Annotated in this window: 18 protein-coding genes; 7 read left to right on the plus strand and 11 right to left on the minus strand. The window is 41.0% G+C overall.

The features are described from left to right. Nucleotides 1-4: 4 nt before the first annotated feature. Nucleotides 5-1,423: an NADP-dependent phosphogluconate dehydrogenase gene (gene gndA / locus B3P16_RS20570; RefSeq protein ID WP_286844171.1), complete on the minus strand. Its 1,419-nt coding sequence runs from the start codon at nucleotides 1,421-1,423 to the stop codon at nucleotides 5-7. Nucleotides 1,424-1,636: 213 nt separating this feature from the next. After that, complete coding sequence (locus tag B3P16_RS20575; protein ID WP_286844173.1) at nucleotides 1,637-2,269, minus strand: DMP19 family protein; 633 nt, start codon at nucleotides 2,267-2,269, stop codon at nucleotides 1,637-1,639. 392 nt (nucleotides 2,270-2,661) lie between these two features. On the opposite strand from B3P16_RS20575, the gene B3P16_RS20580 reads away from it, so the two are divergent. Next, nucleotides 2,662-3,189 carry a DUF4468 domain-containing protein gene (locus tag B3P16_RS20580; protein ID WP_286844174.1) on the plus strand — a complete coding sequence of 176 codons (528 nt, stop codon included), beginning with the start codon at nucleotides 2,662-2,664 and terminating at the stop codon, nucleotides 3,187-3,189. A gap of 81 nt (nucleotides 3,190-3,270) precedes the next feature. Here the strand turns inward: B3P16_RS20580 and B3P16_RS20585 are convergent, their stop codons facing one another. The 3 genes from B3P16_RS20585 to B3P16_RS20595 all read right to left on the minus strand — a co-directional run bounded on the left by B3P16_RS20585 (nucleotide 3,271) and on the right by B3P16_RS20595 (nucleotide 6,156). Continuing rightward, nucleotides 3,271-4,017: a hypothetical protein gene (locus B3P16_RS20585; protein ID WP_286844176.1), complete on the minus strand. Its 747-nt coding sequence runs from the start codon at nucleotides 4,015-4,017 to the stop codon at nucleotides 3,271-3,273. Nucleotides 4,018-4,345: 328 nt separating this feature from the next. Beyond that, nucleotides 4,346-5,413, minus strand: a complete 1,068-nt coding sequence (locus B3P16_RS20590; RefSeq protein WP_070566416.1) for a DNA polymerase beta superfamily protein — start codon at nucleotides 5,411-5,413, stop codon at nucleotides 4,346-4,348. Beyond that, a complete protein-coding gene (locus tag B3P16_RS20595) occupies nucleotides 5,410-6,156 on the minus strand; it encodes a nucleotidyltransferase domain-containing protein (RefSeq protein ID WP_070566414.1) in 747 nt (248 codons plus the stop codon). Before B3P16_RS20595 ends, B3P16_RS20590 begins: the two co-directional genes overlap by 4 nt. Before the next feature lie 417 nt (nucleotides 6,157-6,573). On the opposite strand from B3P16_RS20595, the gene B3P16_RS20600 reads away from it, so the two are divergent. Continuing rightward, nucleotides 6,574-7,182: a hypothetical protein gene (locus B3P16_RS20600; protein WP_286844178.1), complete on the plus strand. Its 609-nt coding sequence runs from the start codon at nucleotides 6,574-6,576 to the stop codon at nucleotides 7,180-7,182. A 67-nt stretch (nucleotides 7,183-7,249) separates the two neighbouring features. Here B3P16_RS20600 and B3P16_RS20605 read toward each other — a convergent pair whose 3' ends face one another. After that, the gene (locus B3P16_RS20605; RefSeq protein WP_286844180.1) at nucleotides 7,250-7,522 is read right to left on the minus strand and encodes a hypothetical protein; all 273 of its coding nucleotides are present in this window, start codon (nucleotides 7,520-7,522) and stop codon (nucleotides 7,250-7,252) included. A 317-nt stretch (nucleotides 7,523-7,839) separates the two neighbouring features. On the opposite strand from B3P16_RS20605, the gene B3P16_RS20610 reads away from it, so the two are divergent. Together B3P16_RS20610 and B3P16_RS20615 are read left to right on the plus strand one after the other, a co-directional pair. Continuing rightward, nucleotides 7,840-8,124 (plus strand): hypothetical protein, encoded by a 285-nt coding sequence (locus B3P16_RS20610; protein ID WP_070568770.1) that lies wholly within the window; start codon nucleotides 7,840-7,842, stop codon nucleotides 8,122-8,124. Nucleotides 8,125-8,282: 158 nt separating this feature from the next. After that, complete coding sequence (locus B3P16_RS20615; RefSeq protein ID WP_112374587.1) at nucleotides 8,283-8,519, plus strand: hypothetical protein; 237 nt, start codon at nucleotides 8,283-8,285, stop codon at nucleotides 8,517-8,519. A gap of 654 nt (nucleotides 8,520-9,173) precedes the next feature. Here B3P16_RS20615 and rsgA read toward each other — a convergent pair. Next, nucleotides 9,174-10,226 (minus strand): ribosome small subunit-dependent GTPase A, encoded by a 1,053-nt coding sequence (gene rsgA, locus B3P16_RS20620; RefSeq protein ID WP_286844181.1) that lies wholly within the window; start codon nucleotides 10,224-10,226, stop codon nucleotides 9,174-9,176. Between the two features lie 233 nt (nucleotides 10,227-10,459). On the opposite strand from rsgA, the gene B3P16_RS20625 reads away from it, so the two are divergent. After that, nucleotides 10,460-11,095 (plus strand): DUF4382 domain-containing protein, encoded by a 636-nt coding sequence (locus B3P16_RS20625; protein WP_286844183.1) that lies wholly within the window; start codon nucleotides 10,460-10,462, stop codon nucleotides 11,093-11,095. 9 nt (nucleotides 11,096-11,104) lie between these two features. Here the strand turns inward: B3P16_RS20625 and B3P16_RS20630 are convergent, their stop codons facing one another. Together B3P16_RS20630 and dinB are read right to left on the minus strand one after the other, a co-directional pair. After that, nucleotides 11,105-14,041 carry a DNA polymerase III subunit alpha gene (locus B3P16_RS20630; protein ID WP_286844184.1) on the minus strand — a complete coding sequence of 979 codons (2,937 nt, stop codon included), beginning with the start codon at nucleotides 14,039-14,041 and terminating at the stop codon, nucleotides 11,105-11,107. Continuing rightward, nucleotides 14,022-15,203, minus strand: coding sequence for a DNA polymerase IV (dinB, locus tag B3P16_RS20635; protein WP_075992248.1), 1,182 nt, complete (start codon nucleotides 15,201-15,203; stop codon nucleotides 14,022-14,024). The genes B3P16_RS20630 and dinB overlap by 20 nt, the downstream gene beginning before the upstream one ends. Nucleotides 15,204-15,408: 205 nt before the next feature. Here dinB and B3P16_RS20640 point away from each other — a divergent pair, with 205 nt between their 5' ends. Further along, complete coding sequence (locus B3P16_RS20640; protein WP_286844185.1) at nucleotides 15,409-15,648, plus strand: hypothetical protein; 240 nt, start codon at nucleotides 15,409-15,411, stop codon at nucleotides 15,646-15,648. A 53-nt stretch (nucleotides 15,649-15,701) separates the two neighbouring features. On the opposite strand, the gene B3P16_RS20645 is transcribed toward B3P16_RS20640, so the two are convergent. Continuing rightward, nucleotides 15,702-16,637 carry an alpha/beta hydrolase gene (locus B3P16_RS20645; RefSeq protein WP_286844186.1) on the minus strand — a complete coding sequence of 312 codons (936 nt, stop codon included), beginning with the start codon at nucleotides 16,635-16,637 and terminating at the stop codon, nucleotides 15,702-15,704. A 405-nt stretch (nucleotides 16,638-17,042) separates the two neighbouring features. On the opposite strand from B3P16_RS20645, the gene B3P16_RS20650 reads away from it, so the two are divergent. Continuing rightward, nucleotides 17,043-17,924 carry a DJ-1/PfpI family protein gene (locus B3P16_RS20650; protein ID WP_070568443.1) on the plus strand — a complete coding sequence of 294 codons (882 nt, stop codon included), beginning with the start codon at nucleotides 17,043-17,045 and terminating at the stop codon, nucleotides 17,922-17,924. A 138-nt stretch (nucleotides 17,925-18,062) separates the two neighbouring features. Here the strand turns inward: B3P16_RS20650 and B3P16_RS20655 are convergent, their stop codons facing one another. Beyond that, nucleotides 18,063-18,854 (minus strand): hypothetical protein, encoded by a 792-nt coding sequence (locus B3P16_RS20655; RefSeq protein WP_070568446.1) that lies wholly within the window; start codon nucleotides 18,852-18,854, stop codon nucleotides 18,063-18,065. Between the last annotated feature and the right edge of the window lie 68 nt (nucleotides 18,855-18,922).

Below are 18,922 nucleotides of genomic sequence, written 5' to 3' on the forward strand. Positions count from 1 at the left end.
GGATCTAGTTATTTGGGGTTTGCCATGAAGTATGAAAGACTCCTTCTCTGTCCGTTCTTTGGTAAGTGTGCGCACCAAAATAATCACGCTGAGCCTGAAGCAGGTTTACAGGTAAAGATGCTGTGGTGTAAGCTTCGAAATACCCTAGAGCTGACTGAATTCCTAAACTTGGAATTCCGTTTGATACAGCAAAAGCAGCTGTTTTTCTTAATGACGGAATTTTATCTTTTACAATTTCTGAAATTTCATGATCCAATAAAATATTAGATAAGTTCTCGTATTTTGAATAAGCCAGATAAAATTTCTCCAATAAAACCGAACGGATGATACACCCACCTCTCCAGATTTTAACAACATCTTTTAACGGAATTTCAAACTGATATTCCTCAGAAGCTTTTACCAATAATGCCAAACCTTGAGCATAACTGATTAAAGTAGATAAATACAAAGCATCCCCCACCTCTTTGATAAACAATTCTGTATTTTCTGGAGTTTTTACTTCTTCTTTAGCATATAATTGAGAAGCTTTTGCTCGCTCATCTTTGTAAGCGGATAAAATTCTTGATGTTACGGCAATATCGATGGTTGGAATAGAAACCCCAATTTCCATACCCTCCTGGGAGGTCCATTTTCCGGTTCCTTTTGCTCCTGCTTTATCTAAAATCTTGTCGACAAGAAAACCGTCTGTTACATCATCTTTTTGCTGGAAGATATCTCTTGTTATTTCAATAAGGAAAGAATTCATCTCGCCTTCATTCCATCTTTTGAAAACTTCATACAATTGCTCATTCGTAAGATTAGCTCCTTTTCTCAGTAAATCATATGCTTCACTGATTAATTGCATGATGGCATATTCAATTCCGTTGTGAACCATTTTAACATAATTCCCAGCAGCTCCTTTCCCCATATAAGCGGTGCAGGGCTCCCCATTTACTTTTGCTGAAATAACTTCCAGCATAGGCTTCACCAAATTGAAAACTTCCAAATCTCCCCCTGGCATAATACTCGGTCCTCTTCTGGCGCCCTGCTCTCCTCCAGAAACTCCCATTCCCATAAAATGAAGGTTTTTAGAAGCTAAATTGGCTATACGTCTCTCGGTATCTTTGAAATAAGAATTTCCCGCATCAACGACAATATCTTTTGGACTCAGCAGCGGGGTTATGCTTTCAAGAACAGCATCAACCGGTTTGCCTGCTGGTACCATCAAAATAACTTTTCGCGGACTTTCTAAATTCAATACAAATTCCTCTAGTGAAACAGTTCCAACAACCTGTGTACCTGAAGCCACTCCTTTACGAAGTTCGATTACCTTTTCTTCATCTAAATCGAATCCTACGACAGAAAAACCATTATCGGCAATGTTGTAAAGCAGATTTCTTCCCATTACACCCAGACCAATGACCCCGTAATTATACTTTTCCATTCTTACTTAAAGTTTATGTTATAAATTCAAAATTACTGAAATGCATGCCAGTAAAAAAATTATCTAAAATTTTCTTTCCATTGTGACACTTTTTATCATCAACTGGAAAATGTCATTAATCAATACGGTGATAAGGGCATCGTTCAACCTATAAACTATCCAGGTCCAAATTCTCTAATTTTAATTTTACTTTTGGCTATATGTAAATACATGCTAATCAGTAAACTCTTTCTTGTTCTTTCGGATGTAGTCAACCAGAATTTTTTGCAAGTTTTTAGCGTCATTAAGTTTGTAGAACTCCTCGTCAAATTTGTTTAGCGGATTGTTTTCATAAGATTTACTAAAACCTTCTACCGTACCATCCTGATCTTCGGTTATTTTCGATTTCTCCTTTTCAAATGTGCTGTTTGCCCGCTCGGTCAGATCAGCAAATTGAGTAGCGCCAACTAATTTCAGCGCTTCTGGCAACGCAGTAGCAAATTGACCGCTTGAATTAAAATAAAACTGGTTATAACCACCATTATTTACTTCTCCTTCTAATTGGCTGATCATATAAATTGCTTGTCTGGATTTGTTCCAGGACAAGACGATTTCATATTCTTTATCATATGCCGGCGATAACTTACGAAAGAGGTTATCATAAACGACTTCCAATAACATGTCATCCGAAGTCGTATCAATAATCTGCTCGGTTAATGGATTCTGAATTGATGGCTTATTATTATTATTATTATTATTATTATTATTATTATTTTGCTTAGTATGTCCAGAACAGCCAAATAAATTTAAAATAATTATTATTATAATTCCAATGGTAATAGTTTGTGTTCGCATTGATTTTATCATCTTTAAATCTTTTTAGTATTCAAATATATACATTGATTTCCAAACAATTTCCTCAGTTGTATAGTTATAAAATGGTTCGACATCCTCTGTATGCACTTTTCAAGTTAATAGTTATTATCAGGGCCAATTAGAAAAGTTTACGGTTGTAAGCACATCGGTAGGTACGGCTTATCAATTTTGGACGGTTGGAGCATCTAATGGAGCAGACTATTATGACTATACCAAGGGTATCATTCGTTTCTTATATCATCCTATTAAAGGGATAATTGGCGGCTCGGGGTAACTTTAATTTTGGATTTTCTTTTACAAAGAGTACATTGTAGAAACATTGATGCGACTAAAGAATTATTTTGTAAAGTTGGCTAAGTTAATTCTCTTTAAAACAATTTAATATGAAAAATTATATCATTACCGGAATATTTTTGCTTCTGTTCACAAATTTGGCGTTTCCACAATATTTCACCCTAGCTCCAACAGGTTTCGTTTCTAAAGAGAATCTAGATTATACCGTAGTAGAAGTTCCTGGCGTTAAACAGCAAGAACTTTACGATAATGTATTAAAGTCGATCAATAGCTTGTATTCCAATCCCAAAGAAGGCCTGACTTTGGTTCCCGGGCAGGCGATAACTTTAGCAGCTTACCAACAAAGAGGACTTAAAACATCGGGTATTGCTTACTATGATGTCGATTATACCTTGTCTTTTTTGTTTAAAGATGGAAAAATAAGAATCAATAGTCCAACTTTCAGTGCTCAAATTATGAATTACAACGGTACTTGGAATAAAATGAACGTGAAAAAATTTTATTTCAAAGGCAACGGTAGCCCCAAAAATGAGAAAAAACATCAATTCGTAAACGCGTACTTTAATGGGCTGATCAAATCCATTCTTGAAAAATCAACCAATATTGATAATTGGTAATATCGATGTATTTCTTCTCTTCCTGACAATAAACTTTCGAACTTTCATTCCATTTTTCCAGTTTTAATTCTAGCAATAATATTATTCAACGCCTTTAAAAGACATAATAACGCCAGAATATTTATCGTGATCTGCACCAATATAAGATAAATCAATACCGGATAAATTTTTATTGTTCACAGCTTCTTTAAATAGCGTATAATTCATTTTTTCGATCCTATTGTTCCAGTCTTCATCCGATGTTGGCTTAATTGATTCCAAATCTTTCATTTCAAACATCGCACGATCCGATATTTTTTTAGACCGTTGGACAAAAATTGTATCTCCTTCTATCTTTAGAATCTTGACCCAACCTGCTGGTAAACCTTGGATGTTATTTCCTTCAGCATCGGTAAAGAAACTTGCTCCATATAGTTGTCCTGCCTGTAATTTTTGAGCCGATTTAGCCAGACTTTCTTTTTCATTCCGATATTTCTTGCCATCCATATTCAGCTTAATACCGTAAATAATAGAGCCGATAATTGCTATCGATGCTATAATCAAATACCCTTTCCAAAGTTTGAAATAGGGAATTTCTAGTGTCTTCTTAAATTTCTTTACCTCTTCTTTTATTTCAGGCGAATAATTTCTTGCGTGGATGACCTGCCCGTACTGATTGACTAAACGAGACATTTTTACCAGACCTCCTCCAACCGGAAACCCTAAAAATTTGGTCGCAGGTGTAATGATACTAAGATTGAAATTCTGCGGTATGGTCTCATTTTTTAATGTTGCAGTGATATTTTTACTTCCTAAAACGTACTCGTAACGTGTATAAATGAACAGCATAAATGGAATGAATTATAAATATTAACGGTTCGAAATTAAGAAAAAATTCCTCCTGTAAGAATCCTGTGTCAATTAACTAATTAGTACAGAAACAGATAAATTTATTTGATATCCTACGCGTACCTTGTTCTAAATACAAAAATGAGGAATTATGCCTTGGTATAATGGAGATTATCCACCATCATATAAAAATCAACCGGTCACCATCCGGGAGAAAGCAACCGAAATCGCAAATGCTTTGCTTAAAATCCAAAGTATGCATTAGTTTCCATGAAGTTTAAGGATGGTGGAACGCTATCCATTACTGACTTCTCCTTGACATGAAGAATTAAATCTTAACATGATACAGACGCTTACGCATATCAACCAATTGATGCTTCAGCTTAACCTGATCTGGCGCTACCGGAAATAAACTGTGCAAGCAGAGCTCTTCAACTTCCTGAAAGAGCTTTTGCGACCAGACAAAAAGTTCCTCATAGCTATAGGCGCCATTCTTGATGCGCAGGAGCTCTTCCCTATTGGGACGTTGTATCTGTAATTTCTTTTTGGATACAATCTCCTTTGCCTGTTGCAATAAACGTATGGTATGCATCATATTTTTCGCATCATAACCCTGCCCATGATCCATTGTCCCCTCAAAACGTGCCTCATTGCGTGCTGACACCCAGCTGAAATATTCATTATACGCCTTGCAATAAGATGAATAAGATTCGTAATTAACACAGAGGTACGCACAAAGTGTCTGACCCTTTGCGATAGAACTGCACGACACCTCATTGCTATCCAGGTTAGCCACGACGCCTTTATAACCCAAAGTCTGAGTCTGATCATAATATAGGGCATACATTCCCTTTGCATGTTCAATCTTTGCTAAACCACAGTTTTCCTGCTTCCAATGCCGCCTGCTCAGCCACGCGCTTAACGGTAAACTACCATTACCGGCTATGATAAAACAGAACTCCAGCAAATTTTTACGTTCGTGATCCATCGGATTGTTGATTTTCTTATTCAACCCTTTTGCCTTACGCACCTGTACCATAGCATATTGCGCAAAAGTCATAACGGCCTCCCGCGTAATAAATTCCTGCATTTTAAATTGCTCCATTATTGGATCTCGGTATACGATGCAATCGGCAGGACTAGCCAATAGCTCCAATACAGTCGGATTACTCTTTGACAGGAGCTCGACGAAGCGACCTAGCTCATAATACACTTCATCATTGCTCGCATTAGCCACTTGGGCAGTATATTGACCACCCAAGTAATCTTCCAGAGGCAGATAAAATACCCCTTTGATATCCGTATCGGAAGATGCGGTGGCCAAACCATATGCCCGGCTGCCGACAACGGCCTCAAACAGGATCAGCCCGTTCTTTCGAAGTTCGTCTATAGTCATCTTAATATAGTTTTAAAGTAATTCTCTAGTCCTTCCTTATCCAATACGGATACGGGAACCTGTTCTACTTGGCTCTCTAAATGTATTAACTTTGTTTCGATATAACTCCTTATGGTAGCTGAACAGCTGAATACAAAACCTTCATCGACTTGGCTTTTCAACTTCTGTAACTGCATGACTTCGACTTTAACAACATTGGGCAATAATACGGATAGTTCGGCCAATGTCATCGGCGCATAACTGCGATAGGTCATACTCCAGTCTGCCGCTAGTAAAGATCTGAGGATATAAAATAAGCTCTTGAGCTTCATCGTTTCTCGCCGAAGATCTTTCACTTTGCTTCGGACAATCCCAAGATAATGATGGGCGTGCCTACGTGCGTCAAAATAATTTTCGATCATTGTCCTAAAACTTGTTTTGAATCCGTTAAACTCGTGATAGACCACTGGTGACTGAATCCATTCAAATGGGCTCACATTGCTCTTATACATTAAGATGAGTACTTTAAACAGATCCCAGCCTGCGATATCAAGGTCATCGGTTATCGGAAACCGCATTTCGGTAGGAAGCGGAAACAAAAGACTATAGTCCTCTGCTTTTCTTACATAAATAAACCGAACATCGTAATCACTGTCGATTGACGGAAATCCCCAACCTCGACTTCCTGATTCACAGGCGAAAAGTATACGTACTCCTTCGCTCGCTTCTATTTCCATGAGCTTCTTGATGATATGTGCTTTCATTTCTTCATGCTTTTTTAAATTTTCATTAACACAAAGATCGATTGCGCTACTGAAGCCTTTTTGCGCATTTAAAAAAAGAGCATAAAAACAATGGAAGACCTCTTATTATCAGGTAGATAATTTTCTTGAAAAAATTGAAGCTTACACAGAAATATAGAAGTACGCAGATAGAATGCGTATTACAGTGTTAAACGAAACTATTATCCCCCATCTCATGCCACTGATATAAGCTATTCATAAAGAACAGCTCATAATCTTCTTCGTTGACAAAATAAAGGCTTTGCCTCTTCTGCACCCAGTTGTAGCATTACTGAAGTCTGGGATGGCGCAAAAGATGGAAAGCGGCATTAGACCAAAAACTGAAAATGAAGTTTTTTGGCACAGATCTAGTACGGAAATAGGAACAACTAATTGCATATGAATTATCTATATATTATCTTCTTTTTTTTAGTTTTCCAGGGCTGTACAATGCGTAAAAGTACAATGACACCTGTCCAAAATAATAAATCCAAAATATACAATGACAGCTCAGTGCAAAAAGACTATGTTTCCATTTTAGAAACAATTTTGTCTGACGATTCGGCCGGTATCAAACTGCAACGTGAAGGAGAACGAAGGGCGTTCATTCATAATAAGTTTATGAGAGAATCTATCTCATCATTGCATGACAGGAATTATGTTTTTTACAACGTCGATCCACAGAAGCTGATGAAAATACTGGATAACCAGCTCAAAGACTCGCTGGATATGCTTAATCAGATGAACGAAAGGAAGGCAATCATCCCGATTCCAGCCGCTATCAAAGCAGCGTACAATGTCGATGACGCCGATAAATACAGGATGAACCGTAATCAAAGCATTTATTACCTTCATCTTCCCATTATGGGGTATAACCGCAAAAAAGCATACGTGCCGGTTGACTATGTATGCGGTCCTTTATGTGGAAACGGTGATGCATTTCTTCTTGAAAAAGTGAATGGTAAATGGGTAATCGTACAACGATTCTTTAACCTCTGGATCTCTTAAAAAAACGTAGCCACAATAATCTTTAAACAGAAGATATTCACTCCAAATAACGAAGCGGATTTATAGACTAATAGACCTTATCACTTTCTATAAATACACTTCCTGACAAATAGCACTCGGGAACGTTTGCCAGTACATAATCAATGTCAAGAATATTTGGACGAGCCGTACTTCCCTGCCCACAATACAAGTTCCTAATCCAGGTATCGAGGTTCTCTACCCACATCGCCTTCCAAGTAATATTTTGTGGATCCTGAACTTCAACAGGTGAAATCAGCACATTATACCCCATCGCTCGCAGCGCGGTTAATACGACTCGATTTACTTTGACAAATTTCATCTTCAAAAGCTATATACGGTTCTCTTTACTTTGGAACAGTAATGCAGCCCATATAGTTCAAAAAGTCGTTAACTTTGTGCTTAGTCAAAGATCCTACAGCTGACCCCGAACCAAACCGATCGCTTGCAATGGATCACCCCAGCATCAAGGGACTCGCGATCTTATTGAAGAAATGTAATATTTATTTCATAAAATTAGCAAGAAAAAATAAATCACGACTTGTAAACGTTATATTACTGTAAAACTTATAAAAGGGTACCAATGCCATAGCGGTTCTCTTTGTAATATAAATTTCTCACCCTTAAAAAGATAACATCATGAACGGAATCATATTTCAAGGAAAAAGTCTCAATATTGGGTGTACAGCAACATTCCTGTTCGAACCCGAAGTAGGTGTAGAAAATATTCCGGCAATAGCAGAACTTAGCACTGGTGAAAAAGCATATGCTGAAATACTTAGAGATAATACAACACTGATAACAGTACGAGTAGGTGAATATTTAAATGAAAAAGGAAAGAGAGCCAATGAAACGGCTTGGATGCTCACCTATAATCATCATTTAAAATCATGGCAGATAACGAAGAACCTTAACACAAAATAGCGTATTTTATTTCTTAGGAATACCAAAGTAACGACATAAAAGTCTTTAGTGCAATGTCTTGAATGGAAGGTCGAGATGCTGAGTCTCGGTCTTTTTTGTATAAAACTAAACTATTCATCCCTGAAAGTAGTTCATTAATAAACCAAAGTATACATATTATGGCACTTACAACAGGAAATGAAGACAAAGTAACAAAAGAAGTAGAACAGCAAACTTCTAAAATTCCCTCGATTTTATTCTTGGCGGCATCACTTGCAGCGATGGGAATTTCAGCAGCATTAAAATGTTGCAAAACAAAAGATGATAATACAGCTTTGTTCGTCGGTCAATGGGCGGCACCGTTTTTATTATTAGGAATTTACAATAAGATCGTTAAGACTGAAGGACACGATTAATAGGTTTTATTTTTTATGGTTGATTTTAAAGGCTGGTCTTAGGATCAGCCTTTTTTATTTTTTTCAAACTAAAAGTAATTCGACCTTGTATTATAAGTACTTTTCAAAAATATAGGTTAATAATAATTAGAGCCTTGGGTTCCCCCCTCAAGGCTTTTTCATTTTTATCAAACCAAGCTGTTAACAGAATTGTCCATTTAGCGTCAATCGTTATGTATCAGTTCAGTTAGATTGATTTAATTGTATGGTCAGGTTTTAGACCTGGCCATTTTAAACGTATTTTCCGGTCCTTTATGGATCTGTCTATAATTTAGTTAGGGGCTAATCGAAAGATTAGTCCTTTTTTTGCTAAAAAATGAACTATTATAAATGAATATCGTTATCTGATAGGTTAAGTTAGTTTGTTTTAGTCGTTATAAAGGTCGGTAATTCATGTCGCCGGCCTTTTTAATAAAGTAGTACTTTCCCCTGATTCAATCTATTCTGTTATTATATCCGCTACATGAAATGTTTCCCCAAAAAGTAGTCGTTTCCGGGGGGTAGAATTGTATAGTATAATGTGAATTCGTGACTACCAAGGTTTGATATCTGTATCTTAAATTATACAGATGTTCAACATTGTTAAGGAACATCTGTATAAAATTGAAAAATTGATTAGCGTTTCTTTATTCGCTTCGCCTCCTCCCCGATTTTTGAGAAGGATTTATCTCTTTTGCGCCTGTCGTGTTCAGATACGGAGAAATGCCATGATTCCCTTCTCAATTTTAAGTAGCTTTCGTATACACGAGGTTCTAAAAGACCATTGTCTACCGCATTCTTAACTGCACATCCAGGTTCGGAAAGATGAGCACAATTGTCAAAGCGGCAGGAGCCAGCAAATCCAGAGAAATCAAATACGTCTTCCAATGTTTCGGGAGTTTCTAACGCTAAACCGAATTCTCTTACACCGGGCGTGTCAATCAAAACGCCGGAACCATCCATCAAGACCATTTCTCTCCGGGTTGAAGTGTGCCTACCTTTCCCTGTGGCGTTACTTGTTTCGGAGGTGAGCAACACTGTGCGTTCGCATAACGCATTGACTAAAGAACTTTTTCCTACACCAGAGGAGCCTATACATACTACTGTTTCCCCAGGCAGGATAGATTCACGTACAAGAACAATTGACTCTGTGGAATGAATGCTTGTGTAAAATACTTGCACGTTGCTGGTAAGGTGTTTTAACGACTCATCTATATCCTGTCGATTAAAATCCAAATCAGATTTAGTGAGTATGAGCACCGGTTGAATATTTTCTTCCAATACCTGGGCCATAAACCGTTCCGTTCGACGGGGATTAAAATTGGCATCCAAGCTCTGAACAATAAAAGCTTTGTCTATATGAGATGCTATTGCCTGTTTATCCGAAGTGGTACCACTCTTTCTTCTGTATAATGTGTGGGTACGCGATAGGATATCGACAATTATTCCTTTGTTGTCGTCAAAAGGTTGAAAGATAACCCAGTCCCCCGTGCAGGGTAGCTCAAACGCTGACTTTCCAAAGAGCAGATTGCCCGCCAGCTCGCAAAATAGCAAGCCATTCTCGGACATGATCTCGTAGTTAGTTTTGTTCACAGCCGAAACACGACCATGAAAAAGATTAGAATATGTAGATTCTTGTTTAAGCTGAAATAGGTCACTATTCCAACCAAATAATGCGAGGTTATTCATTTATTATTAATTTAGATTGATGAATTAAATTGCTGATTATTGGTCATCCGAATGACTCACAGGTATACCACTGGTAACATGCTTATTACCAGCGAAACGCAAGAAGCTAGACACCCGGAATCAGGCAATCATTCCAATCGCTAAACTATAATATGTGAATAGTTGTTTTTGCATGAACTACAAAGATATGAAAAGTTAAATTGAATAGTAAGAGAAAAATGGACAATGTGTATATGGCTCACGTAGCGGGCTGTTTTTACAAAAAAACAAACGATGACAGCTCCTCTTGTGTTCAATTAGAAAAAACAATTATGCCCCTGATTTCCAATAGAAAAAATACAAAGTTAACCGCCCGCAGGGTTTCTGCGCTGTTGCATCTTATGGGCCTGGTCCTCCTCATACTTTTAGGTAGCTGCCATAAGGATGATAGCCCCGCACCCGAGCAGGCGCATTTAAAAGTAACGGTAAAAACTGAAGGTGATCAGTATGATGCAGTCCATCTCGAGATCCAGCAGTTATGGACCCGCACGTCTGCAGGTGGAGGAAAAATCGAGGCAAATAAAAGGGTAAACATCCTCGGAATTCAAAAGGATAGCATCATCGCGGGTGGACATGTGCCCCATGGCAGCCTAAAGGAAGTTATGCTAAAAGTTGCCCCTACAGGAAATGAAATAGTCATAGATGACCTTCCCTATGCTTTAGAGATGCCGCAAGGACAAATTATCGCGGTGAATATCGCTGCCGACAATAAGCTTTCTCCGAATGAAAACCATACGCTAATGCTTCATATCAATCTATCAGATTTCATCCAAGAGACTGCAGAAGGTAAATTTGTGATTAATCCCAACCTCACCGCAGTACTGGATTAAAGCAGCAGGTTACTCGCTTCTAGGATCTGGCTTTAACGGCATTTTAGCACAGCGGACCACCTCAATGGAAGGGCAACCATATTCTACCACAACTCTGCCTTCAACCAAATAGATTCCCGCCCCACGGAGCGGATATTTGACCAGGCTCTGTGGGAAATGGACGGTATCAAAAAAACGCCCTTCGGCATCGAGGAAAGTACCGAATTTCATCAGGTCGCCACGCTTGGTCTTCACAAATTTCTCACAGACAAAATCCCCCACAACGCGGACTATTTTCCCTTCAAACAAGTGGAGTTCTCTGGCTGGCATATCGCCCCGGTAATTGCTTTTGGTAAGATCAAAAAGCGTCCCTGTGACACAGAAGCCAATCAGCTCCATTTCGTCGTAATAGTCCTCCAAGATATCTTCTTCCAAGAGTGGCAGTATAGGCTTGCGACTCTCAGTCTCAAAGAGCGCCATACCCGTTGCAACAGGCTTATGCTTGCTCATCATCAGATGCGAAGCCCACAGCAATTGCTTTTTTCCCGTCCCTGTAAAGCGCAAGGCTCCAACACGGATCAAGATAACAACCTGCTCAATACCCGTCTGTGTGCGCTTAACAAAATTTTCCAGACTCGTATAGGTGCCATTCGCTTCGCGCTCTTCGATAATGCGATGGGCCAGTTTACCCTCCAAGTTGAGCAGGCAGTCAAAACCCAGATAAATATCCTTACCCTGAATGGAGGTATTAAAAACGGACTGATTGACACAGGGCAGGCAGATATTGCCGCCTGAAATTCGCGCCTCATTGACATAGACTTTACGATTGTAAAACCCACCATAATTGTTGAGTACCGCAACCATAAACTCCAAAGGATAGTAAGTCTTGAGGAAAAGACTCTGATAACTCTCTACAGCAAAGGATGCGGAATGCGCCTTGTTAAAGGAATAGCCCGCAAAGCTTTCCATCTGCCGCCAGATCTCGCGGCTCGTCTTTTCGGGGTATCCCTTGGCCTTGCAGTTGGAAAAGAATTTATCCTCGATTTCGATCAGGTGGTCTTTGCTCCGGTATTTGCCCGACATCATGCGCCGCAGCACATCGGCATCGGCCATATCGAGTCCACCGTAGGCATTGGCGATCTTCATCACATCTTCCTGATAGACCATCACGCCATAGGTCTCTTCGAGCTGTTCCTTAAACACGGGGTGCGGATAGACGACCGTCGTGGGGTTGTGATGCCGGCGGATATATTCGCCCATCATACCCGAACTGGCCACACCAGGCCGAATAATGGAGGACGCTGCCACCAACGTCAGGTAATCATCGCAACGCAGTTTAGTGAGCAGCTGCCGCATGGCCGGGCTCTCGATATAAAAACAGCCGATGGTATTGGCTGATTTTAATTGCGTCGCAATATGGGCATCCTGAAAAAAACGCTTGGGGTTGTCGGTATCGATCACCACACCCAAGTTTTCCCGCACAATGGTCCGGCAATCTTTGATATGGCCGATACCTCGCTGGGAAAGGATATCGAACTTTTCAAAACCGATATCTTCGGCCACATACATATCAAACTGCATGGTCGGCAATCCCTTGGGCGGATTGTCCATCGCCGAATAACAGGTGAGCGGTTCCTCCGAAATGAGCACGCCGCTGGCATGGATGGTCCGCTGATTGGGAAAATCGGCCATGCGGTTGTAAACGCTCAGAATTGTATTAGTCACCTCATTTTTGTTGAGCATATGATCGGGCTCATGCACCAGGCGGTCGATCTCGGCCTTGGGTAGCCCATATACCTTACCCAGCTCGCGCAGGATGCTGCGGGAGCGAAAGGTGCTCATGGCGCCCATCAGGGCTGTATGTCCTGTCTGATAACGGTTGAAAATATAGTCGTACATCTCGTCGCGTTCATTCCAACTAAAATCTATATCAAAATCAGGCGGACTCTTGCGCTTGGGATTGAGAAAACGCTCAAAGGGAAGCTTAAGTGCAATGGGGTCAACATCGGTGATCCCCAAGCAATAAGCAACAGCAGAATTGGCCCCCGATCCACGGCCTACATAGTGAAAATTGCGCCCACGTGCGTAGCGGCAGATATCGTCGGTAATGAGAAAATAACTGGAGAAACGCAGGTTTTCGATAATCTCGAGCTCGCGCTGGATGCGTTCGGTTGCCACCCGGTCGTTACGACCATAGCGTCTGGAAAAGCCATCCATGCAGTACTTGTACAGGAGCTGCTTATCGTTGTAGCGATTACCGGTAAAGGTTGCTTTATTTTTAACACTGGTGAAATCGAAACTGAAAGAACACTGGCCCAGTATACGGTTGGTGTTGGCCAGCAATTGGGGCAAGTCGGCAAATAAGCGCATAAGCTTGACCCGAGGGATAAATACCTCGTCCTCGGCAGCGATCTGCCCTTTGTTAAGCTGCGAAATTAACAAGTTGTTATCAATCGCCCTTAATTGCCGATGTAAGGTGTAGTCGGTTTTGCGGAAACTGACGGGGGCGATTATCACACAGCGATCAAGTACCTTGTGGTCCATCAGCTGGGCGCGGGTACGCTCACTAGGTCGAACGCCGATGTATTCGAAGTCCCGCAATGGAAAGGCATTGAGCCTGCTAAAGGGATAGATGACAAAGACCTCCTCAAATTCGGGCGCACGCTCCGGTATAGCACGGTTTTCCATATTGAGCTTAGTTCGATACTCATTGATCTCACGGAAGCCACGCTCATTTTTGGCAATGGCTACAAAAAAAAGCTGATCGTCGTTGCGGAACTCCATCCCTGCGAGTAGGTTCAGTCCGGCTGCGCGCCCCAGTTTGATAAAATCCAGTGATCCCGAACTGTTGTTGATATCGGTAAGCACGGCGGTATCATAACCGCCAGCAAGCATGCCCGACACGAGATCCTGCAGGCTGAGGGTACCAAAACGTAGGCTATAATAGCTATGTAGATTTAAGAGCATGCTCCCCTCCTTTCTCCGGCAGCGGCGCACAGATGGCCTTCATCAGAAATTCGGCCCCATAGCGTTTTCGGATCTTGTCCATGGCTTGCATGAGGTTAACCTCCTCGGCGCTATCGTCAAAGAGATCGGTCTGGTAAGAACCGTATATCAGGCCTGAGAACTTGATCCCAATAAGCCGTATCAGCATCCTGCGGCTATAGAGTTTTTTGAATAGCGAAAGCACCACATCGGTAAGCTTTCGATCCGAATTGGTATAGCCAATCTGCAACTGCTGCGTATGGGTATCGAAGTTGCTGTAACGGATCTTGAGAGTGACGCAGCTGGTTAGTTTCTGCTCTTTGCGCAGATCGAAAGCGAGTGTATCGACCATGCTGATCAGCGTGCGACGTAGTACATCCATATCGATAGTATCCTGCTGAAAGGTATTTTCTTTGGACATGGACTTTTGCTCCCGAAAAGGCAACACCAGGGAATCATCAAGCCCATTGGCTTTGCGCCAGATGTTGATCCCATTTTCCCCGAGGACCTTCTGCATGGTGAACACCTCCATTTGCTGTAGGGTTCCGATCTTGGAAATCCCCATATTTCGGAGCAAGGTAAAGGACTTCTCGCCTACCATGGGAATCTTGCGGATGGATAGCGGTGCGAGGAAACCTTTTTCGGTACCATTTTGTACCTGCTTTTCACCACAGGGTTTGGCCGTACCGGTGGCGATCTTAGAGACGGTTTTGTTGACCGACAGGCCAAAGCTAATGGGTAACCCAGTCTCTCGGATAATACGCTGGCGGAGCTCCTGGGTCCATTTCCAACAACCAAAAAAGCGGTCCATACCGGAGACATCGAGATAATGTTCGTCTATACTGGCTTTTTCGACAATAGGCGTTTCTTCTTCGATAATCTGTGTAACGATACCGGAATAGTGGCTGTATCGATCGTGATCGCCCCGGACTACAACGGCTTCGGGACACATGCGTAGTGCCAGCCGCATCGGCATAGCGGAATGCACGCCAAACTTACGGGCTTCATAGGAACAAGACGCAACTACCCCGCGGTCACTACTTCCTCCTATGAGCACGGGTACTCCGATGAGCTTGCTGTTCTGCAAGCGCTCGACAGATACAAAAAATGTATCGAGATCACAATGTACTATACTCCTCTCCATGTTTTTTCAATTGTATAAAAAAGCCGTCCTTCGGCCTCTCTTAATTTGGTAGCTGCTCTGTTCAAAATTACTAATATTATTAGCAAACAATCAAGAAGGCACAATGGTTTAATTTTTATCACATTCATTGTCAGCGATATAATTTATAGTTGGTCGTTGGCTTAAACAAGATGGCGGATGTGCTGTTTATTACAAAACGCGACCTATGAACGAAAAGATACTCAGCTATTTAAAGCGTGAAGGATTTACGTACTTATGGCGAAAATTTGGCGAGCACGCCTATAAACCCATGAAAGGGAATCTTGAACAGCTGCTCGCGCAAACCAGCACAACTCCACTTGCGGAAGACGATTTATTGTCGATAGACAATGCGCTATTATTGGTAGGCACAGAAAGTGTACAGGACGATTGGATCGTGCTGGTAAAGCATAAAAGGGGAAAATAAAAAGCCTTGATTCCTACATCGGATCCATCCTCGAATCAAGGGACTCGAGGTAGTTATTCCTTTTTATAGCTATTAAAATTGTCCTGTATGAGTTTTGCAACCAATTGCGGATTTTGGTAGTAAATACCATGTGAATATTTCGGGAGCAGGACAAGCATGCTATGGTCATTGTCTTTTAACAATGCTGCATAGTGCTGGATTCGCAATTCATCGTATTCTTTCCACCATGCCTTAAAATTGATACCCAGATTTAGTTTACGGTCCAGCTCTTCATCCGGCAGTTCAATATTTTTGTTGTAGGATATGATCACTGTAGCAGCAATTTCTTTTTTCAATGGCGGCAATGTTCGGTATTCATGAAAGTATCCTTTTGAAATGGACGTTAGCGCTCGAGCAGCATCAATATGTGCTCCCGCACTGGAATTTTTATTTTTGGACATCTGCTCCATAATAATCTTTGTAATCTGCTGATAGCTCGTTTTACTCTGCGAGACCACTTTAGCATGTTCATCCTCTTGCTCGGTTAACATAAAATCCGTCGGGTCCGAAAATACCAGTCCGCATACTTCATCGGGATACTGGGCTGCAAACAGACGGATGTAAGGGCCTCCCATGGAATGCCCCACTAACAAGTAAGGGGGCTGAATGGCCAAGGTTTGCAAAAGGCCATGTAAGCGCGCCACCACCTGGCTATCTGTCACAATACGGGAGTCGGGTTCGGAACTACCAATACCACTTCTTTCGTACTGAATACTCGCGATATGGTTGGGCAAAAGGGGTAAAATCGGATCAAATGTACCGCCGCCCAATCCGGCTTCGAACACCAAAATAGGTTCCCCCGCTTTGCGGTTGGCAAGATTGCTGGTTTTATAGGCCATTTTTTTTCCCTCAACCATAACCGATTGACTCGTATTAGACTGCGCCGATACAGCTTTCGTAAAAGCTGTGCCTAAAAACAGCAACAGCATTGCTTTGAATAGTTCTTTCATATACAATAAGTATATGGAGGTAAACATCTGTTACACTGGAGCTAATATTTTTTTTACTCCTGCCAAATGAAACGTATACCTTGATGCCGGATATCGATCTGTTGGATTGTATTGAAGAGACGGCAAATTGGAAAATATGTTCCCTCATGTACAAAAAGAAAAAGCCCGCTTGAACAGCGTCCAAGCTACCTTAAAACCTGATATGGTTAGTTACTTTAGCGATGAAATATTTTTGAGTACATAAAGCCAAGTTCCTCGTAAAATATTTTGCCCTGATTACAAATATTTTTTAGGCGAAACAGCATGGGTTTTGATATTGTTATCTCTTAAAGATTAATAAATGTGGAAAGTTTGACCTTCGAAGCTTATCAATAGCACGAATGTCGAACCAAAAAAAATATTACTATGTCATTATTTTCAAACGATTTGAGCAAAGAACCCGTATTTGACGGGATTGGTTACGAACCTTCTTTTTTTTCAAGAAAGACAATGGTTACGACCAAGACAAATTACAGCAAAAAAAAGTACAGCGATGTCAACAAGGACACCCGAAAAAAGATTCTTGTGCTTTGCACAGAAGAACGGTATATGACCATGAAAAATGGAAAGAAATTTTCAACAGGCAATCATCCGGTCGAAACACTCGTTCCCATTCTTCATTTCGAACAGGCTGGATTTGAGGTTGACTTCTACACACCAACCGGTGCTCCTGTAAAATTCGAAATGTGGGCTATGCCGTACGAAGATGAAAACATCGGTAACATCCTCGACAAGTATAATACACAATTTTCAAACCCGCACAACCTACGGGATTTTATAGCTGATACGAACAAAGGATATGTTGACTACGTGGCCGTTTTTATTCCAGGTGGACATGGCGCAATGCTCGGGCTACCTGAAAATAATGATGTAAAAGAACTTATCAAATGGGCAGTAACTGAAGATAAATATCTCTTGGCAATCTGCCATGGCCCGGCAGCGCTCTTAAGCGCTGCAGATTGCGGAGACGCTGAATTTCCCTTTAAGGGGTATAAGATCAATTCGTTTCCCGATGAAATGGATAAGACTTTGCCAGAAAGTGGTTACCAGCCGGGCGAGATGCCCTGGTTTTATGGCGAAAAACTCAAACAACTTGGGGTAGAAATTTTGAATAAAAAAATTGCCGGCGATTGTCACGTTGACAGAAAATTGATTACTGGGGATAGCCCATTGGCGGCCGATAAATTCGGAAAACTCTGCGCAGATGAACTTCTCGCCCATGAAAAATCAAAAGTGGAAAATGGATAGGCGATTTTTTTCAAATAAAAGGCTCCCTTATTAACCGATAAGGGAGCCTTTTTTTGGCTAGATCTCCGCTTGAGCCAATGTTAAACCGGCTTTGGGCTTTGCTCTAATTTAAAGTTAGGTATATTTCTGAATTTCTGCCTATTCTTTCGTTAATAAAAGGGCTATATCCTGTTTTGCAAGCACATGGCCTTTATCGACAATATTGCTCTTGACATATAGAAAACACTGATTATTATGATCGAGTTTGCCAACTATCACCTCAATAGATTTTATATTCAGTTCTCCCATCTCTGCAGGATCCACTTTATTCGGATCTAAAATTAATTGTCCGTCTTTCTTAAATTCTTCGAGTTGCCAGGAGTAACCTGCCCAAGGTCCAGCAACCAGTGTTGTCCGTTTAGCATCCATAATGATCTGCCCTTTGTATTCCAAGCCCAGGCTATCAACCCTGACCCGCTGGTCTTTTAAATTGATGACCACATATTTTAAGTAATCGCCGAAGTCTTTAGGTTCGAAATGGATGCTATTGTCCTTTCGAACGATCTTGAGCTCCATAGCCCCTATTTTATCTATTTTGATAGCCTGGGAGAACTCCATAAAAGTAGCATACTCCGCTTCGCTAATCCCTAGATTTTTGTGATATGGTATAGGCTCTCCGGGTTTTAATTCCTTCATTGTTTTGAAAAACCAATCTTCATTGGCTTTCAAGGCTTGTTTCATTTTCTCAACAATTGCAAGCTGCGATGCATTAGGTCGAGGAATTCCCAACACCGCTGCGGTATAGTTACCTTCAGGAAGTTGTCCGTCAACAAAGTGAATAGCCAACGCATTGCTGTCCACTCCTGATTGCTTTTGTGCAGAAACATGGAAGGAAAATAGGAATGCCGCTAGCACCCAATACAAGCGAAAATACTGGTATAGAAATGTCATGTTCAACGTGTTTGAACGATAAAATTACGGTTTAATGCTGACAATCCTTCATCTTCATCGCCCACGGT

It is taken from the genome of Sphingobacterium sp. UBA7631 (assembly GCF_002483935.1).
GTDB lineage: Bacteria > Bacteroidota > Bacteroidia > Sphingobacteriales > Sphingobacteriaceae > Sphingobacterium > Sphingobacterium multivorum.

What these genes read in the sequence shown, in the direction of transcription:
- B3P16_RS20630 (WP_286844184.1), bottom strand. Translation starts at nt 14,041, where the DNA reads ATGCTCTTAAATCTACATAGCTATTATAGCCTACGTTTTGGTACCCTC.
- B3P16_RS20645 (WP_286844186.1), bottom strand. Translation starts at nt 16,637, where the DNA reads ATGAAAGAACTATTCAAAGCAATGCTGTTGCTGTTTTTAGGCACAGCT.
- dinB (WP_075992248.1), bottom strand. Translation starts at nt 15,203, where the DNA reads ATGGAGAGGAGTATAGTACATTGTGATCTCGATACATTTTTTGTATCT.
- B3P16_RS20595 (WP_070566414.1), bottom strand. Translation starts at nt 6,156, where the DNA reads ATGAAAGCACATATCATCAAGAAGCTCATGGAAATAGAAGCGAGCGAA.
- B3P16_RS20610 (WP_070568770.1), top strand. Translation starts at nt 7,840, where the DNA reads ATGAACGGAATCATATTTCAAGGAAAAAGTCTCAATATTGGGTGTACA.
- B3P16_RS20615 (WP_112374587.1), top strand. Translation starts at nt 8,283, where the DNA reads ATGGCACTTACAACAGGAAATGAAGACAAAGTAACAAAAGAAGTAGAA.
- B3P16_RS20580 (WP_286844174.1), top strand. Translation starts at nt 2,662, where the DNA reads ATGAAAAATTATATCATTACCGGAATATTTTTGCTTCTGTTCACAAAT.
- B3P16_RS20600 (WP_286844178.1), top strand. Translation starts at nt 6,574, where the DNA reads ATGAATTATCTATATATTATCTTCTTTTTTTTAGTTTTCCAGGGCTGT.
- B3P16_RS20640 (WP_286844185.1), top strand. Translation starts at nt 15,409, where the DNA reads ATGAACGAAAAGATACTCAGCTATTTAAAGCGTGAAGGATTTACGTAC.
- B3P16_RS20585 (WP_286844176.1), bottom strand. Translation starts at nt 4,017, where the DNA reads ATGCTGTTCATTTATACACGTTACGAGTACGTTTTAGGAAGTAAAAAT.
- B3P16_RS20590 (WP_070566416.1), bottom strand. Translation starts at nt 5,413, where the DNA reads ATGACTATAGACGAACTTCGAAAGAACGGGCTGATCCTGTTTGAGGCC.
- rsgA (WP_286844181.1), bottom strand. Translation starts at nt 10,226, where the DNA reads ATGAATAACCTCGCATTATTTGGTTGGAATAGTGACCTATTTCAGCTT.
- B3P16_RS20655 (WP_070568446.1), bottom strand. Translation starts at nt 18,854, where the DNA reads ATGACATTTCTATACCAGTATTTTCGCTTGTATTGGGTGCTAGCGGCA.
- B3P16_RS20575 (WP_286844173.1), bottom strand. Translation starts at nt 2,269, where the DNA reads ATGATAAAATCAATGCGAACACAAACTATTACCATTGGAATTATAATA.
- B3P16_RS20605 (WP_286844180.1), bottom strand. Translation starts at nt 7,522, where the DNA reads ATGAAATTTGTCAAAGTAAATCGAGTCGTATTAACCGCGCTGCGAGCG.
- B3P16_RS20650 (WP_070568443.1), top strand. Translation starts at nt 17,043, where the DNA reads ATGTCATTATTTTCAAACGATTTGAGCAAAGAACCCGTATTTGACGGG.
- gndA (WP_286844171.1), bottom strand. Translation starts at nt 1,423, where the DNA reads ATGGAAAAGTATAATTACGGGGTCATTGGTCTGGGTGTAATGGGAAGA.
- B3P16_RS20625 (WP_286844183.1), top strand. Translation starts at nt 10,460, where the DNA reads ATGGCTCACGTAGCGGGCTGTTTTTACAAAAAAACAAACGATGACAGC.